Annotated in this window: 14 protein-coding genes; 8 read left to right on the top strand and 6 right to left on the bottom strand. The window is 42.8% G+C overall.

Features of this window, described 5'->3' with window-relative positions; translation table 11 throughout:
- Positions 1-283: 283 nt before the first annotated feature.
- Together BW716_RS18915 and BW716_RS18910 are read left to right on the top strand one after the other, a co-directional pair.
- Positions 284-1,453: a hypothetical protein gene (locus BW716_RS18915; RefSeq protein WP_083724838.1), complete on the top strand. Its 1,170-nt coding sequence runs from the start codon at positions 284-286 to the stop codon at positions 1,451-1,453.
- A gap of 35 nt (positions 1,454-1,488) precedes the next feature.
- Entirely contained in the window at positions 1,489-2,598 is a 1,110-nt protein-coding gene (locus BW716_RS18910) for a hypothetical protein (protein ID WP_083724836.1), read from the top strand.
- A 41-nt stretch (positions 2,599-2,639) separates the two neighbouring features.
- Here the strand turns inward: BW716_RS18910 and BW716_RS18905 are convergent, their stop codons facing one another.
- Positions 2,640-3,899 (bottom strand): replication-associated recombination protein A, encoded by a 1,260-nt coding sequence (locus tag BW716_RS18905; protein ID WP_083724834.1) that lies wholly within the window; start codon positions 3,897-3,899, stop codon positions 2,640-2,642.
- An 18-nt stretch (positions 3,900-3,917) separates the two neighbouring features.
- Positions 3,918-4,421 carry a hypothetical protein gene (locus BW716_RS18900; RefSeq protein WP_083724833.1) on the bottom strand — a complete coding sequence of 168 codons (504 nt, stop codon included), beginning with the start codon at positions 4,419-4,421 and terminating at the stop codon, positions 3,918-3,920.
- 133 nt (positions 4,422-4,554) lie between these two features.
- On the opposite strand from BW716_RS18900, the gene BW716_RS18895 reads away from it, so the two are divergent.
- The 6 genes from BW716_RS18895 (at position 4,555) to BW716_RS18875 (ending at position 8,628) form a co-directional block, all read left to right on the top strand.
- Entirely contained in the window at positions 4,555-6,612 is a 2,058-nt protein-coding gene (locus BW716_RS18895) for a M13 family metallopeptidase (RefSeq protein ID WP_083724831.1), read from the top strand.
- 97 nt (positions 6,613-6,709) lie between these two features.
- On the top strand, positions 6,710-6,928 hold the full coding sequence (locus BW716_RS18890) for a hypothetical protein (protein ID WP_083724829.1): 219 nt from the start codon (positions 6,710-6,712) through the stop codon (positions 6,926-6,928).
- A 6-nt stretch (positions 6,929-6,934) separates the two neighbouring features.
- The gene (locus BW716_RS18885; RefSeq protein ID WP_220388789.1) at positions 6,935-7,246 is read left to right on the top strand and encodes a YHS domain-containing protein; all 312 of its coding nucleotides are present in this window, start codon (positions 6,935-6,937) and stop codon (positions 7,244-7,246) included.
- Between the two features lie 250 nt (positions 7,247-7,496).
- Positions 7,497-7,898 (top strand): hypothetical protein, encoded by a 402-nt coding sequence (locus BW716_RS18880; RefSeq protein WP_083724827.1) that lies wholly within the window; start codon positions 7,497-7,499, stop codon positions 7,896-7,898.
- A gap of 157 nt (positions 7,899-8,055) precedes the next feature.
- The gene (locus BW716_RS36800) at positions 8,056-8,226 is read left to right on the top strand and encodes a hypothetical protein (protein WP_179091179.1); all 171 of its coding nucleotides are present in this window, start codon (positions 8,056-8,058) and stop codon (positions 8,224-8,226) included.
- A gap of 12 nt (positions 8,227-8,238) precedes the next feature.
- Positions 8,239-8,628, top strand: coding sequence for a DUF1398 domain-containing protein (locus BW716_RS18875; protein WP_083724825.1), 390 nt, complete (start codon positions 8,239-8,241; stop codon positions 8,626-8,628).
- Positions 8,629-8,889: 261 nt separating this feature from the next.
- Here BW716_RS18875 and BW716_RS18870 read toward each other — a convergent pair whose 3' ends face one another.
- The 4 genes from BW716_RS18870 to BW716_RS18855 form a co-directional block, all read right to left on the bottom strand.
- Entirely contained in the window at positions 8,890-12,132 is a 3,243-nt protein-coding gene (locus BW716_RS18870) for a TonB-dependent receptor (protein ID WP_083724823.1), read from the bottom strand.
- A gap of 413 nt (positions 12,133-12,545) precedes the next feature.
- Entirely contained in the window at positions 12,546-13,952 is a 1,407-nt protein-coding gene (locus BW716_RS18865) for a hypothetical protein (RefSeq protein WP_083724821.1), read from the bottom strand.
- Between the two features lie 38 nt (positions 13,953-13,990).
- Positions 13,991-16,822, bottom strand: coding sequence for a TonB-dependent receptor (locus BW716_RS18860; RefSeq protein WP_083724819.1), 2,832 nt, complete (start codon positions 16,820-16,822; stop codon positions 13,991-13,993).
- A gap of 154 nt (positions 16,823-16,976) precedes the next feature.
- A complete protein-coding gene (locus tag BW716_RS18855) occupies positions 16,977-17,396 on the bottom strand; it encodes a hypothetical protein (RefSeq protein ID WP_143708901.1) in 420 nt (139 codons plus the stop codon).
- Positions 17,397-17,468: the final 72 nt, after the last annotated feature.

The raw sequence follows: 17,468 nt of genomic DNA, 5'->3' as shown, positions 1-17,468 counted from the left end.
GTAATACAAATACCTCATTATGAAACCTATTGCATCAATGAATTAAGGGATACCAGCCCGATGGTGTCAGTATTTTCTTATGAAGAAGCAACTACTGACGGCACATACTATTAAAAATATCTGAAGCAAAGCAGACCAGCTATACATTAATTAAGAACTGATAATATTTTTAACCACCTGGCTTTCAGGTGGTTATTTTTTTACCTACCTACCAGATATCAGAAGAAACTAGATAAAGATTTTCCTTACATTATTTTTACTTGAAATATTTATTCCCTTATCTATGAAGAAAATTTACTTAATTGGTGCCATACTTGGTGCCCTGGTTTTCTATGCCTGTAAAAAGGAGGATAAAACCATCACTGTTACCAACACAGTGAATGACACTATCAATAAGACTGTTTGGTGGAGCGGTCAGGTTGACGCTAATACACTGACAGCTGCAATCAGTGTGGGTTATTCCACCAAAGTCGCTGATTCCGTATTACCATCCCCATCAACATCTGCCGATGCCCCCGTACTGGATACCATGTACGAAAGAACTTACAGTGTAATAGAAGGACAATATCTGACCATCTATCCGCCAAATCTTTCCGGCTATGTAGCAGGTTATTATGTGCAGATCAAAGGAGCCAGTTCATATTTCAAAGTAAATTACTCCACTGCGAATACACAACGTAAAGCTGCAAGAGCAGCGATGCGTGCAAAGCTGGCAGCAAGTGGTGCGAAAAAGGCCTCTCAATTGCCTGCATTTGTCCGTGGTAGCGGCGAGGGTTATATCGACTCTTCAATTGTAATCAAATTACCAATCTCCATCAAAGGCGATACTTTCTATGTGAAGTATGCAGCGTATGATACCTTGAACCGTGTGAGTAAACCTGTCACAGCTACAGTGATCGTATTACCCCAGGGTAGTACTACATTCAACGATTCACTGGCTGGCACCTGGAATTATGCAAGATATAAATATTATGGTACCAGTTCCTATGACAATGAATGGATAGTTGATACGCTGTATCCTTATACCCAGCAGTACTATACCTGCAACAATAATACCCTGACAGCATCCGAAGAGGCCACTGATATTTACCTGACTAGCTATGCATGGACTTATCATTGGGCGTTCACGTTCAATAGTCAGTATACCTATTCCTCCTCTTATAGCGGTAGTTACAGAAACCTGGACCTTGATAATTCGACTTGTAGCAGCTATGCATATACTTATGCAAATAATTATAATGGTATCGAGACAGGTGCTATTTCTTATGATGCTTCCAAACATCGCCTGATGTTCATCTACAATAACAGTGAAAGTGGCAACAGTTCAAACATCGATTTCAACTACTATTATTATTATGTATCTGAATTGACTGCCAGCAAACTGGTATTGACATATGATGATAATGAGACTTCTGACTACCAGTACCTGTACATGTACGAATTCAATAAATAACTACACACTTTCCAAACTGAATTTAGATTAAACTTATGAAGAAAATTATATTATCAGGTGTGTTAGCCAGTGTTGTAGCATTCTATGCCTGCACAAAGGAAGGCACCACCACCACTATTACAAATACTGTACACGATACTACAATAGTAACAACCTATGCCAGTGGCATCGTCAATGCAGATACCCTGACTGCCGGTCTGAAAGTAGCTTATGGCAGCAGTGTAACAGGTACATTTCCTGCAGCGTCAGCTGATGCAAGTGCACCGGTACTGGATTCCCTGTACAATAAAACGTATACAGTGATCAAAAGCCGTTACCTGATCATCTATCCGCCAAACGTATCTGGCAATGTAGCAGGTTACTATGTACAGATAGCAGGTGCTGCTTCTTATTTCAAAATTGATTATACACAGGCATACGGTCTGAGAAAAGCGGCAAAACAAGCGAGAGCTGCTGCTACTAAAACACCAAATGCCCGTGGTATTGGTGATGGTTATATCGATTCTACCATCGTATTCAAATTACCTGCTACCATCAATGGTGATACTTTCTATGTAAAGTATGCAGCGTATGATACCCTGGGTCGTGTAAGTGATGCAATTACTGCAACAGTACTGGTATTGCCTGAAGGTAGCGATAAATGGACCGATTCACTGACTGGTACATGGAACTACTATGGTCATAATTATTATTATAATGGCAGCTGGGAGTATACAGATTACCAGGTGGATACATTATATAATTATAACCAGAACTTTGATTGTAATAATGATCAACTATCTTTTGGATCGACTTTAACTATTCCTTATTATAAAAATATTTACCACTCTTCTTACAGTTTCGATAACTACTCATTTACCTATAGCTATTCAAATAATTATGGATACCTGGATATGAATACCTCAACCTGTAGTAATTATGTCTATAATTTGAATTATAGTGCCGATTCTGAAGAGGGAGGTTTTTCATACGATCCGGCCACCAAAAAGTTTACGGTGATCTATGACGGTTCTTCAAATGTAGATATTAGTTATGATAGCTATCATTTAGCTGAACTGACAGATAAGTATATGATTTTGTCTTACAAAGAGTCAGATAACGACTATAATGGGACGATAGATTACTACAAATACATAAAACAATAGCACTTTTATAAAAAAGGCGTCCCGAATCCGGGACGCCTTTTTTAATATCCATATTTTTCTTTCCACAACCCTCTCAGGTGCTTCCTCATTTCATCTTCCCTTGCATTCTTCCCCGGATCATATAGCTTCATTCCTTTGATCTGCTCTGGCAGATACTCCTGTGGAGAAAAATTGCCTTCATAATCATGAGAGTATTCATAGCCTTTGTTATACCCCATTTCTTTCATCATCTTTGTCGGCGCATTTCTGATATTCATCGGCACCGGCAGATCACCTGTTTTATTCACTACAGACAAGGCGTTGTTGATCGCCATGTAGGCTGCATTGCTCTTCGCAGAAGATGCCAGGTAAGTGGTACACTGCGATAATATAATTCTTGCTTCGGGATACCCGATCATCGTCACTGCCTGAAAACAACTGGTGGCTAATAGCAATGCATTGGGGTTCGCATTTCCAATATCTTCAGCAGCAGATATCAACAATCTCCTCGCTATGAACTTCACATCTTCTCCACCTTCTATCATCCTTGCCAAATAATAGACGGCTGCGTTCGGATCACTGCCTCTGATTGATTTAATGAAAGCAGAGATAATATCGTAGTGTTGCTCGCCTGACTTATCGTAGATAGCTACCCGTTGTTGTGCAATATCCATCACCTTCTGATCAGTGATCACGATAGGAGATTCATGTTGCAGGGTGTTCACCACCAGCTCAAATAAGTTCAGCAATTTACGGGCGTCGCCACCAGAGATGTTGAACATCGCCCGTGTTTCTTTCAGCTCTATTTGTCTGCTGCCTAACCACTCATCCTTTTCCATGGCCTGGTGCAGGAGTTGTAACAATTCTTCCTCAGTCAATGGTTTCAACACATATACCTGGCTCCTGCTCAGCAACGCCGCATTTACTTCAAAACTGGGATTCTCGGTAGTTGCACCGATCAGGGTGATGATCCCTTTTTCCACAGCGCCCAGCAAGGCATCCTGCTGACTTTTATTGAAGCGATGAATTTCATCTATGAACAACACGGCATATCCTTGTTTTCGGGCAATTTCGATCACTTCGCGCACTTCCTTTACACCAGCAGCAATGGCGCTGAGGGTATAAAAGGGTACTTCCATGGTATGCGCAATAATATTGGCAATGGTCGTTTTACCTACGCCGGGAGGCCCCCACAGGATCATGGAGGGAATTTTACCTTGTTGTATGGCCTTGCGTAAGATGCTGTCTTTTCCGGTCAGGTGTTGCTGTCCCACCAGCTCATCCAGTGTCTGAGGCCGTAACCGCTCTGCTAATGGTTCCATATAAAAGATCTTAACGGGTTAAAATAAAGGCTCCTCATCCTGCCTGTTCTTCCACTGCTTCAGGAAGTTATAAGAGAGCAATACATTTGTAACAATTATTACTCCAATCAGGATAAAAAATACAGACATAGGGCTCAGCATGGCTCTCATCTTTCCCTGCTCACTTGTGGGGAGTTGTTTGATCACATCTTCCAACGGGCCCAGGTTACCAGTTTTGAGCAGCAGAAACAGGGATAAGCCTGCCAATGCAATATATCCACCTACAAAGATGCTGATGCCACCAATGATCCGGATACCACCCGGCGTACTTTCTTTCAATACCATATTACGATCTAACAGCGCTTTTTGCAGATGGAGTGATAATATAGCATGAATTAAAATAGCTCCTAAAAAGATGCCGGCAGAAAGGATCATCAGGCTACCAGTGGTGAACAGTGTGATCACAAGTCCCATCAGAAAGAAGGTCGAGAACATGATATTAACAGCAGTGAGTCCTCTGAATAATTTAAACTTTAAAGTCATTGATCTCCGGTTTTTCGAGGTACAAACCTACCTAAATCTTCCCTTATAGCAAGATAAAAACAGCCGTCTGTAAAATCCGTATCTCACACAATCCGTGATTTAGCTATCTTTAAATACTAAACCTGTTTATTTTATGAAGAGCATTTACGCTTTACAACTATCGTTGTTGGCTGCCATCTCATGGACGGCCTGCAACAACAACACCACATCAGAACAGGCGGGGACAAACCAGGACACCCTAAAAATTCCCGCGTTTGACGTAAGTTCCATTGACAGTACTGTGAATCCCTGCGATGATTTCGACAACTTTGTAAACGGCAACTGGAAGAAAAATAACCCGGTTCCTTCTACAGAAAGCCGTTGGGGCGCATTCAATGTTCTTGATAAACAGAACAAAGAAATAAGATTGAAAGGCATTATCCTGGACCTGGCCGCTAAAAAAGACCTGAAAAAAGGTACTGAAGAGCAACAGATCTCCGATTTCTACCGCTCCTTCTATGATACTGCTACCATCGAAAAACTGGGTATGACCCCGTTACAGCCTTACCTGGATAAGATTAACGCTATCCAGTCACTGGAAGACTGGGCAAAAGTATCTGGTGAACTCCAGACCCTGGGTATCAGCACAGTCGCCACTTTCTATATCGGCGCTGACTCACGTAACAGTAAGATGAATGCTGTATACGAGAACCAGGGCGGTCTCAGCCTCGGCGAAAGAAGCTATTATGAAAGAACAGATAGCGCTACCAAAGCGGTTCGCGATGAATTCGTAAAGCATATAGATAAACAATTCTCTCAGGCAGGTTTCAAAGATGCAAACCCAGGTCAGACGATCCTGGACTTCGAAACCAAACTGGCTAAACTGCAACTCACCAACGTACAGCTGCGTGACCCGGTGGCTACTTATAATAAGGTGGCTTTTTCTGAGCTGAAAAAACTGGCTCCGGAATTTAGCTGGGATGGTTATGCCGAAGTACAACAGGTGAAAGTCGATACCATCATCCTGGAAAACAAGGCATATGTCACCAATTCAGCTAAACTGGTAAAAGCAACTCCGCTGGAAACCCTGAAAACATATGCACGCTGGCAGACCCTGTCCCGCTTTGCAGGTTACCTGCCTAAGGCCATCGACCAGGAAAACTTCCATTTCTTTGCAACCGTAATGCGTGGAACCAAAGCACAGAAACCTCGTCTGGAACGCGCTATCCGTGCTACTGACGGTACTATGGGCTACCCACTGGGTAAACTGTTTGTAAAACAGTATTTCCCTGAAAGCTCCAAGCAGAAGGTATCTGAAATGATCGAAAACGTTCGTGCCGTATATGGAGAAAGAGTGGACAGCCTGAAATGGATGAGTGCTGCTACCAAAGAAATGGCGCACAAAAAGCTGAAATCCTTCACTTACAAAATCGGTTATCCTGATAAGTGGAAAGATTATTCCAGCATTGATGTGAAACCAGGTACACTGATCGAAAATGTTGTGGCAGCTACCAACTACAAACACAAGGAAGAGATCGAAAAGATCGGCAAACCTGTGGATAAGTCAGAGTGGGAAATGACACCACAGACCGTGAACGCGTACTACAACCCACTGAACAACGAAGTCGTATTCCCGGCTGGTATTCTGCAACCTCCATTCTTCAATGCAGATGCAGACGATGCGATCAACTATGGTGGCATCATTGCGGTAATCGGGCATGAGTTTACCCATGGCTTTGATGACCAGGGTTCACAGTTCGATGCAGAAGGTAACCTGACTAACTGGTGGACGCCTGAAGATCGTAAGAACTTCATGACACTGGCTAACCGTTATATCCGTTATTTCAACGGTATCGAGGTATTGCCTGGCTTCCATATCAATGGAGCACTGACAATCGGTGAGAACATCGCAGATTTGGGTGGTCTGACACTGGCTTACCATGCACTGGAAAAATCCCTGAAAGGTAAACCGGAACCTGCAAAGATTGATGGATATACCTGGCAACAGCGTTTCTTCCTGGGTTGGGCACAGGTATGGCATGGCAACAGTACAGAAGCTGCGCTGCGCAACCAGGTGCAGACAGATCCACACTCACCGGCTAGCAGCCGCATAGATGGCCCGCTGCCTCATCTGAAAGAATTCAATGATGCGTGGGGATGTACTGGTGGTAAAATGAAACTGGCAGATACTGCGAGAGTAGTAATCTGGTAATTTAATAACTTCTCTATTTCAAAAAAGCTTTTGCCGGTGGCAAAAGCTTTTTTTTGTAATTTTGGGTATCCTTTCACCAGATGTAAATTAGATCCATATGACAGGCATCTTCAGACAATACCGCACGGAATTACGCAACATCTTCATCTTAGCATTGGTCGTACTCGCTGTACCTTACCTCCCGGCTTTTGCTGATCTGGCATTGACCGCCAAGGGGTTGATTATAACAACCGCTATCATGGGTAGCCTGGTGCTGGCCATGATCATCAAACTTTACTTTCGCGTATTAGTGTTGCGTATCACCAAAGAAAACTAACACCTGATGAAAAAGATCTCTATAGTATTCGCAACGATAGCAGCAGGTGTATTTTTTGCCTGCAATCAACCATCTTCTGAGAAAGCTGCCGCAAAGGCAGACTCCGCAATGAGCACTGTCACTCAGCCAGCAGAGGATACGACAGCTTTGCAGCCGATCGCAGGAAAAGTGGGTGATCCGGTGTGTGGCATGCCTTATGATACTACGTACCATGAATTTAGCGTTTATAAGAATGATACAGTGCATTTTTGCTCTTTAACCTGTAAAAGGGTATTCGATAAGAATCCGGAGAAATATGCAGCTAAACTGGGTCTGTAAGGATCCATATAGAATTTAGTATACTTACCGACGTTGGGAATTATTTCCGGCGGAGAGAGATGTCATAAAGCCCCTTTTGAAGATCATGGGAGTAACTCCCTTGAAGCACATAAGCATTTTTGAGCATAACATACTGATTGTCAATCAGGCTTTAACATTTCCAAATCGACCAGCCGCCTTTTTTCGTCTCCAACCCGATGTAACTTCTTATAGTATTTCGCGTTCTAATTGATCATACAAATACGTGCGCATGAGATCTATATTTACGTGGCTGCTGCTACTCACGTTCTTCTGCAGCTGTGAAAAAAATGATACGGAGGCAACGCCTTCTATCGATGTGACCGGTTCCTGGGAACTGGCCGCCAGTATGAAACAGCCTGATACAACCTGGCAGGCGGTTGCTGCTGCGGATTCTGCAACGTATTCTTTTGATGCAAACGGACAGGTCTCCTATTCGACTAAATCATGGCGTACTACAGGCACCTATAAAGTGATTGCTGATGGGAGCAAGGTAAAGCTCATTATCAGTACGGATTCTTTGTCTCAATATCTGGAGGTGGAGAAGACGAGTGATTCTACGATCCGTGTGGATGACTGGTTAAAGGCGGTGAATAAGGGCTATACCAGTAAGCGGTTTGTCAGGGTTTTTTAAAAGAAACATCCCGGGATAATTCCCGGGACGGTCAGTTAAACAGCTTATGAAAATCTACGCTTACGTTCAGATTATTAAACTGAAGGTCGGTAGTTAATATTATGACAGTGTTACCAGAGGATTACCAACGTATTAACAATTAGTTGTAGCGACATATATGAGATTTGACAAGGTTTCTCCAACAGCCGCCCTTGCTCCTTATATTAAATACAATGTGATCGCAGAGAATACGCAGGCTGAGCAGTATACAGTTTTTTCTTCTACAAGATTAGGTTTCAGAACAGGGGATCTTTGGTTCAGGTCAAAGGTGTCATGGATCTTTGTATAAATTACTATAGCAATGTTTACATTACAAGAGATTAAAAATGCACATGCAAAGGTGAAATCGGGAGCTGATTTTCCTCAGTATATCAGGGATTTGAAAGTGCTGGGAGTGGTGAGGTATGAGACGTATGTGTCAGATGGGCATACGAGTTATTATAGTGAGAATGGGGGGACGGTTATTTCTGAGGAAAAGTATGATTTTTTGGAAGTGGAAAAAGTGAGTAATATTTCTGGTTTTAAGAATGGTTTGAAGGAGCATCAGGAGGGGAAGAGTGATTACATGGGGTTTTGTAGGATGTGTGCGGAGAGTGGGGTAGAGAAGTGGGTGGTGAGTATAGGGGAGATGAGGTGTAGTTATTTTGATGTGGAGGGGGGAATGATGGTGGAGGAGAGGATACCGGAATAAGGAAAATGGTTTATATTTGTGAAGACTAAAAAGCCAGGTGCTACGAACACCCGGCAGGTGGCTTCAGAAAAATAATTTCCATAAAGCCATTAGTTTTAAGCCGAACTCGACCAATTTGGTGAGACCGTCCAGGGTAACTAAAAACCGGGACGGTTTTTTTGTGTTTTTCATAATATATACAGGCTGTTTTTATCAGCCGATTTCCACAAAAAAAGGGCGTATCATAAGATACGCCCTTCGACTTTTACATACTTTATCTAATTAGAAACTATACCTCAAACCTAACTGCATCTGATGTCTGCTCGAAAAGAAATCCTTTGAATAAGGAGTTCCTGGATTAGTCCATGTATAAACAGGATTTGTAGTCGCTGAACCAGCAGTCGCAGTCTTCAAACCTACACTCGCTGTTGAGTTGAATGTATTCGGAGAGAAGTACTGTATACCCCAATTCTTATTAATCAAATTCGTCACATTCACGATATCATAAGTAAGCGTGATTGTATGCAGCGTCTTACCACTCTTGAAATTGAAATCCTGTGTGAAACGGAAGTCAGCAGAAGTATTCCAGGGTGTACGACCACCATTACGTTCTGTAAACTCACCCTTACGTGTCTTCAGATACTTATTACCATCTACATAAGCAAAGAATGCATCTGCCATATCCTGATTAGCAGCAGTGAAGAAAGTACGAGCCTCTGCCTGATCCTTTGGAATATACACCAGACTTACCTGCTGTGGAGTACCCTGAATTGTACTGTTCACAAATCCGTAAGAGAAAGGAACACCAGAAGATGTATTAAAGAACACTGCAAAGGTTGCTACCCAACGATTCTCCTTAGTCCAGTCAACTTTGTAAGTAGTTGTCGCAACGATACGATGACGGATATCAAAGTTAGAATAAGCCAGACCAGGATTGTTAGGACTCAGTGCCTGATTCAGCTGCCAGTTAGACTCCATTGAGTTACGGATACCATTGGTGATATCTTTAGACTGACCATAAGTATACGCTACACTTGCATTCAGACCAAACTTCCATGTCTTGTTTGCCTGACCTGTAATGCTGTAACGGTAACCCTTCTTAGTATTTGATAACAGATAAGCGTTCGTATATTTTGAGTTGATCTTAGCACCAGTATAGATTGGCTGCTGGTGTTTAGTATCATAAGGCAGATAATAAGGATTATCAACCAGGTTTACCTGCTGGAATTTCAGATCGTTGATAGTCTTTGTATAAATACCTTCTACAGTGAAACGCCATTGGTTCTGTGTAGAATAATCCAACGCTAAGCTGCTTCTCCACATAGATGGCATCTTAAAGTTGTTGTCGATCATATCCACCTGTGTAGCACCAGTTGCATCATGTACATCTACACCCTGTGCAGTCACAAACTGTGCAGCACCCTGGCTGTTCACCTTTACAGGATTAGAACCAGTAGCAGGAGCATCGCTGGCGCTTGTATAACCGAATTTCTTATCGTACGCGCCATAAGTTACACCATTGTTGTAGTAAGCGTAACCTAACCATGCGAAAGGAATACGACCGGTGAAGATACCAGTACCACCACGCAGGATCAGACTCTGATCGCCATTGATGTCGAAGTTGAAACCTAAGCGTGGAGAGATCTGTACGTTATTCAGGTACTTGTTCTTGATATCGCTTGGTTTGGTATACGTATAAGTAGTACCGTAATTTGCATCTACAGGAGCACCAGTTGTTTTCACGCTCAGCGGTTGCTTGTTAGGCAGGCTGGTATAATCTAAACGCACACCAGGAGTCAGTTTGAAACGGTCAGTGATCTGGATCTCATCCTGTGCATAGATAGAGTACAGGTTGATCTTGAACGCTGCTGGTGGGTGAGACATGATATAATCACGTGAGTTATCAGTGTAGTTGAAGTTACCACGTACACGACTTGGCTGATCAGCCAGGAAAGAAGCAATGCTGCTGTAGTCAACACGGCCATTCCAGGAGTTTACGAAACCATAAGTAATGTTGTAAAACTCGTTGTGTGTACCGATATTGATGTTATGTCTGCCTTTGAAGATGTTCACGTTATCGGTGAATTCAAAGGTCTTTTGTTTCATGTTGAAGATAGCCGCTTCACGGTCAGTACCTAAGAAGATAGTACCACCATTGCTCGCGATCTGGATCTGAGGCAGTGAAGGATCAGACAGTGGATCACGGTAATCATGAACACTGCTATAACCCAGGATCAAACTGTTTGACACCGTGTTGTTGAAATGGCTTTTCAATTCAGCAACTGTTGATGTCTGGTTGTTGGTTTGTTTGTAATCAATACCGCTGAAACGGAAGTTCTGTTGGTCACGCTCCAGGTTAGTCGCTTCAGAGAAGATGGTATTGTTACGGATAGACAGCTGGTGTTTGTCGTTGATATTCCAGTCTAAACGGTTAAAGAACTTAGTAGAGTTGGAATAGATATTATAGTTACCGTAAGTACCTGCGTTGTATTTACCAGTTTTATCCACATCCAGTGCACTCATGTGATCAGAGATCTGTTTAGCCTGATCAGCAGTCAGCAAGGTCATGTCGGAAGAACCAGCAGCAAGGATCACAGGATCCTGACGACGGGTGATCTCTTCGTTGGTAAAGAAGAACAATTTGTCTTTGATGATTGGGAAACCAACACGTACACCTGTCTGGTATTCGTGGAAGCTGGAAGGCTCTTTAGAACCATCACCTGCGTTGTTTTTACCAATCATTGCTGCATTACGACCGAAAGCGTAAATGGAAGCATGTACTTCGTTAGTACCGCTACGAGTTACGGCATTGATACTACCACCGAGGAAGTTACCAATCTTTACGTCGTAAGGAGCCAGGTATACCTGAATGTCCTGAACGGCATCCAGAGAAACCGGGTTCGTACGGGTAGAGCTACCTGGCTGTCCGGAGCTGTTAGTCTGACCACCCAGAGAAGGGCTAAAGCCGATAGCGTCGTTATTGATAGCACCATCCAGGGTTACGTTGTTATAACGGAAGTTGGAACCCAGGAAGGAGTTGTTATTACTTTGAGGAGTACCGCGCGTGAAGTCCTGGAAACTACGGTTCAGAGAAGGCAATGTTTTCAAAGCGTTCTGACCTACACGGAAACCGCCTGGTTTACCAGTGTTGTTGCCTTTTACAACTACTTCGCTCAGTGCAGTAGATTCATCCTGCAACAGGAAGTTGAAGGTTACACTACCCAGTGATAAGTTGATATCAGTTCTTTCTTCCTTCTTAAATCCGATGAAGGTAACGGTGATGGTATAAGGACCACCAGGATTCAGGTTGTTGATCAGGTAACGGCCTTCGGCGTTGGTTTGTCCACCATATTTAGTACCGGTAGAAGTGTTTACAGCAAGCACTGTTACTCCAGGCAAAGGTTCGCCTTTTGCGCTTACTACCTTACCGGTAAGTTGTGACGTAGTAATCTGCGCCTCTACGTTAGTAGCAGCTAGTACAAGGATGCTAAAGATAAAAATTAGTGAAGAGTAAATCTTATTCACGTCTGTTAAATTTGACGCAAACGTATCTCCGTAACATTACGCGTGTGTTAACACAATATTAAATTAATGTTAACGAGCGCATGTAGCACTATGTACCAACGAATTACAAATGTATTCGATGATAATTTGTGGAAAATAATTTAAAAAGTGGCGTGTATGGCAAGCCATCACTCAGGTGCGGATAAGAAGAATTAGTTCGTTCGCTATAGGTATTCTCTTAGTTCGCAATATGTTCAAAAATAGGTGGTCTATGTTAAGGGAGTGTTACCCTAATATTAACTTTATCTCTGATAACTGTTAATATTTTCACAAGAAGGTGAGCCATGGGAGCGGAAAAACACAAAAAATTGCTAAAAAAAGAAAACGCTTTAGCCAAAGGCTAAAGCGTTTTTCAAAATTGTTATGTAAGAATATTAATATACAGTTGTCTCTGCGCCTGCAGTAGTCCAACCTGTAGTCCAGTCATTAGTACCATCAAATGCACCAATGTAGGTAGTAGAAGTGAAACCGGTAGTCAGATTGGTGAAATCAGCACCTGTCAGCGCAGGAGAACCTGTCTTCAGCAGGAAGCTAGGTGTACCTACGTTAGTAGAAGAAACACCAGCAGAGAACAGGTAAGGATTTGCCAGCAGTACATCAGTAGCGTTAGTCAACACAGTTGTGTTGGTAGTAGCCCACCATGCAGTCCATGCAGCATTGTCGGTAGAGCTCCACTCGCTCTTGGTTACAGCTGTAGTGCTACCAGCGATGATGTTGTGAGAGAATACCAGGCTACCTTCAGAAGCGTTAGCAGAAGTCTTGTGAGATACAACTTTGCTGTCATCCAGGTAGAAACCGTAAGGGAAACCGATGATCAGAGAGTTGTACAGGCTCATAGATGAGTTACGACGGATCTGTACACCATGCTGATAGTTAGCATTAATAGAACCTGTAGAACCAGGACCAACGATAGTCATGTTAGAGAAAACTGCTTTCGTCTGTGGTGTATTGGAAGAACCTGTCGCATCGTTATCAGACTCAAAACCGTTTGAACCAGATTGGTCAGCAATAGTTCTGTAACGCTGTGCCAGACCGAACTGTACACGACCAGAGAAACCATTGTCAGTATCGAAATCATCATCCCAGGTATAAGTTGCAATCAGGTGATCACAATTTACAGTACCACCGAACCACTCGAAAGAGTCATCACCGGAACGATAAACCTGTACATAGCTGATAGTAGTACCACTACCAACACCGCCCATAGTCAGACCGTTGATTTCGTTATCAGGAGAGTAAGCAACACCTGCAAACTCGATACGTACATATTTCAGTACACCAGAGTTGTCAGCAGCGTCAGTACCACCGTAATAGATGTAAGTTTTTTCATCACCACCGTTAGTAGCTGTCAGACCACCTTCGATCTTAGCTTCGCCAGCAGTAGCGTTGATTGGAGCTTTACCCAGCAGGATAATACCACCCCAGTCACCATCCTGACGTGCACCAACTTCCTGTGCAGAGGTGAAAATGATTGGTTTTGCAGCAGTACCTGTTGCATTTACTTTACCACCACGGGTTACAACCAGCGTACCTTTGGATGCTTTATCACCCACGATGATAGTACCAGGTTCGATAGTCAGGGTTGCACCGCTCATTACATATACAAACCCCTTCAGCATGTATTTTTTGTCAGCAGATAAAGTTTGATTTGCTTTGATGTCTCCGGAGAGAGTTACGTACGTAGAATCAGTCGTAGATGTAGTGTTGTCATCATCTTTGCTACATGAGGTCATTGCCCCCAAAGATGCCAGTACCAGCAAGCCTAAAAGATACCTTTTCATGGATTGTCTAATTGAGTTTAGGTTCAGAAAAATTTAAACTACTTTGATAAATGATATGTAAAAGTCAATGTGAATGATGTGCCAGGGCGATACTGCTGTAACAGATAGTCTTCGCCGGAGTTGATGCTTCCTTTTTGATATACAGGATTATCGAATTTGTTGTTACCATTCTGGTCATAGTAGAACTGATAACGGGCATTTAACAGGTCTTTGATGTTCAGACGGAACCCACTACGCTTGCTCACATTCAGGTTAGCCTGGAAGTCCAGCAGGTTTCTTGGGCTTTCGTAGATGTTACCAAGTCTGCCTGAACCATCTGCGCCACCACCTTCACCTACCAGGTATAGACGCTGACCGATTCTGTTATACAGCAGGTTAAAGCTCAGCTTATCATTAGGCAGTGCATAACCAAGACTTGTATTTACTACGTAATTAGATTGACCGGATAATGGTCTGTCTTTCGCAGTAGTAGTTGTATTGTCAGATACTACAGATTTGATATAGGCTACGTTCGCATAGAAAGTCACATTGTCCAGGAAGCTATGCGGTGCTATGAATCCCAGTTTCTTTCGCACTTCTACTTCCACACCTACATTGTATGCATTCGGATAGTTATAAGGCGTTACATCATACTGGCTCAGACCAGAAGATGTTACCCTGCTTTCTATTGGGTTATTGAAGTATTTGTAGAACACAGATCCTGACACGACTTCACCTGCTGCAGGGAAGATTTCATAACGCAGGTCCGCGTTATCAATCTGACTGCGCTTCAGGTTGATATTACCATTGATGAGTGAAGACATCTCATAGTCGTAATATGCTAATGGCGCAATCTCACGCAGCTCTGGTCTTGCTACTGTTCTGTAATAAGAACCACGCAGGTTGGAACGCTCATTCAGTGCATAAGTAATGTTTGCTGAAGGCAATACATCCAACCAGTTATTGTCCAGGTTAATAGATGCGTTATTGATTGGTGATTTCAACTTCATGGTGTAGGACTCTACACGCACACCCCATACGATACGGATCTTATCAGAAAGACGGTTATCGAGTTGTGCATATCCTGCTGTAGTCAGTGTCGTCGCCCTGTATTCATCTGCTGTAGAGGTGATATCATTCAGGTCATAGAAATCCTGATCGATCACATCATCACCAAACAAGGTGCTGATTGGACGTTGTGCGACTACATCGCCACCATCTTTAGTGGGATCCAGTTTCATACCAATATAGCGGGCATGAAAATCTCTGGAACGGTACTGCCCTAATACACCTGCTTTGAACAGGCTCTTGTTGTCAAGGAAGCGGAAAGGATGTGAATAGTTTGCACTGGCGATATAGATGTTTTCATCCAGATCAGAAAACAGGCGGCTGTTGGCTTTACCTACCGATCCGATATCAGCTACCATTACAGCAGATGCATCATCAATGGCACGGCCATAAGATACTTTACGCTGGTCAGGCTGGTTGTTGGTGACTTTGTTGTAAGACAATAACCAGTTTACTTTACTTTGTCCCTGTCCGACCTGGTGATCACCTTCTACGGATGTTTTGAACAGTGATTTCTGAATCAGGTCAAATGCATAGTAGTTGATATACTTAGAGCTACCGATATTGTCACCTTCTCTATACAGGAAGTTGTCATCAAAGATCTTGTTGTAAATGTTTCTCCATACCAGTTTGCTTTTGCCAGTAGTGTAACCTACGTTTGCTACAGCACCCAGGTTAGAAGAGTATTTATATACATTGTCAGTATAATCGAAGTTGTCATAGTGCCTGATCATGTCTTTCGCCACCGTTTCATTGTGTGAATAAGTCACACCTGCAATCACACCCAGGCTACCATGTTTCTTAGTATCCCAATGATCTCCCCAGCTACCCTGCAGGTTGATGGCGGGTGCGCCATTGCGTTCTCTTACACGATAATCATTGTTCAGCGACTTCTCTGCAGCGCGTGTTTGTGCAGCACTCAGCTGGTTGTTCACGATTGCTGTAGTAGATGGAAAAGCTGATGGCAACTGACGTGCGCCATTATCAAAACCTAAGATATCAGTGCTTGTTTTATAACCCATTTTGAAAGGCTGGAAAGTAGAAACGGTATTGAATCCGGTTCCTAATGAGATATCGAAGAATTGTTGTTCAGGAATTTCTTTAGTTTGTACATTGATCACACCACCCGCAAAGTCACCAGGCAATTCAGGTGTAGCGGATTTGGTGATAACAATGTTGTCGATCATATTCGCAGGAATGATATCGAATGAGAACGCCTTACGGTTAGGTTCTGTACTTGGCAGGTTGGCATTGTCCACCAGCGCTACATTGTAACGATCACTCAGACCTCGTACGATTACGAACTTATTATCCTGGATAGTAGTACCGCTTACACGCTTCAGTACTTCGCCAGTACTGCGATCCGGCGATTTCTTAATTACATCGGCAGAGATACCATCTGATACAGCGGCGTTATTTTTCTGCTGAGTATATAATGCGTTGATTGTTTCCTGCTTGAAAGAGCCTTTGATCACTACTTCTGCCAGGTTTTTGGAAGTAGGTTCGTCCATGATCACGGGCAGACTGGTAGCATTACTACCTTTTACAATCACTTCAGTGACTGCTTTAGTCTGATACCCCATGTATTTGAACTCGAGTGTATAGGTACCAGGTGCAATATTCAAAGTATAGTTCCCCGTTACATCAGTTACCGTGCCCTGGGTAGTCCCCTGGATTAATACGGTTACGCCAATTAACGGCTCCCCGGTTTTCTGGTCAGTTACCTTTCCAGTGATTCTTCCATTATCGAATGCAAAAGATGGCAATATAGCGCACAAAAGTATACAGACACATAAGAGTGCGGACTCTAAAAGTTGCTTCACAGTAGAAATGTTCGTTCGTGATAGATTGATAGTACCGCAAAAGTATAGGGGATATATAACCGCAGTGTTAAGGGAGCGTTACCAGAATGTTAACAGTTTACGTAGGTACGTTGTAGGTATAGGAATATAAGGTTTACATAGTGCAATATAATAATTAACAGGAGAACGGCTGTGGTCCTTGTCTGCTATTATTATGCTGGTTTATTAATCTTTCGAGCTGAATGTTATATTCGTTACCGTTAGCAAAGCCTGTCTTTGCAATATCACTGAGACCTTTGATCAGTTGAAACAGGTGCATGCTTTTGTTTGTAAACGGTTTGTTGTCTTTGTTACAGAGTTCGAGGGTAAAGTTGAATCTGTCTTCCAGTTCTTCTTCGAATTCACGAAGGCTCAGGGTTTCGTCGATGGGGTATTCAATGAGCATATTTTCCAGAAAGCCTGCTTCCTGCAAGGTATCAAAAGCATTAGCCGGGGAGTTCCGCATGTATACTGCAATGTTACACGAGAGTAATCGTTGGAACTGCATCTGCAAAAGGGATACTGTCATTAAAGGATGTAACTTCAATACTTTCATTTCACGTTTGGATTATTATTTCCAGTCTTACTGAATTTGTTTGCAAACTTAGTTCGTGTGTATTAAGTGAAT

Source organism: [Flexibacter] sp. ATCC 35208 (assembly GCF_001975825.1).
Lineage (GTDB): Bacteria > Bacteroidota > Bacteroidia > Chitinophagales > Chitinophagaceae > Chitinophaga.
This window is presented reverse-complemented; position numbering and strand designations above follow the sequence as displayed.

Excerpts from the sequence above, each read along its gene's own strand:
- BW716_RS18910 (WP_083724836.1), top strand. The coding sequence starts at position 1,489 with ATGAAGAAAATTATATTATCAGGTGTGTTAGCCAGTGTTGTAGCATTC.
- BW716_RS18865 (WP_083724821.1), bottom strand. The coding sequence starts at position 13,952 with ATGAAAAGGTATCTTTTAGGCTTGCTGGTACTGGCATCTTTGGGGGCA.
- BW716_RS18905 (WP_083724834.1), bottom strand. The coding sequence starts at position 3,899 with ATGGAACCATTAGCAGAGCGGTTACGGCCTCAGACACTGGATGAGCTG.
- BW716_RS18895 (WP_083724831.1), top strand. The coding sequence starts at position 4,555 with ATGAAGAGCATTTACGCTTTACAACTATCGTTGTTGGCTGCCATCTCA.
- BW716_RS18885 (WP_220388789.1), top strand. The coding sequence starts at position 6,935 with ATGAAAAAGATCTCTATAGTATTCGCAACGATAGCAGCAGGTGTATTT.
- BW716_RS18890 (WP_083724829.1), top strand. The coding sequence starts at position 6,710 with ATGACAGGCATCTTCAGACAATACCGCACGGAATTACGCAACATCTTC.
- BW716_RS36800 (WP_179091179.1), top strand. The coding sequence starts at position 8,056 with ATGAGATTTGACAAGGTTTCTCCAACAGCCGCCCTTGCTCCTTATATT.
- BW716_RS18855 (WP_143708901.1), bottom strand. The coding sequence starts at position 17,396 with ATGAAAGTATTGAAGTTACATCCTTTAATGACAGTATCCCTTTTGCAG.
- BW716_RS18880 (WP_083724827.1), top strand. The coding sequence starts at position 7,497 with ATGAGATCTATATTTACGTGGCTGCTGCTACTCACGTTCTTCTGCAGC.
- BW716_RS18875 (WP_083724825.1), top strand. The coding sequence starts at position 8,239 with ATGTTTACATTACAAGAGATTAAAAATGCACATGCAAAGGTGAAATCG.
- BW716_RS18900 (WP_083724833.1), bottom strand. The coding sequence starts at position 4,421 with ATGACTTTAAAGTTTAAATTATTCAGAGGACTCACTGCTGTTAATATC.
- BW716_RS18915 (WP_083724838.1), top strand. The coding sequence starts at position 284 with ATGAAGAAAATTTACTTAATTGGTGCCATACTTGGTGCCCTGGTTTTC.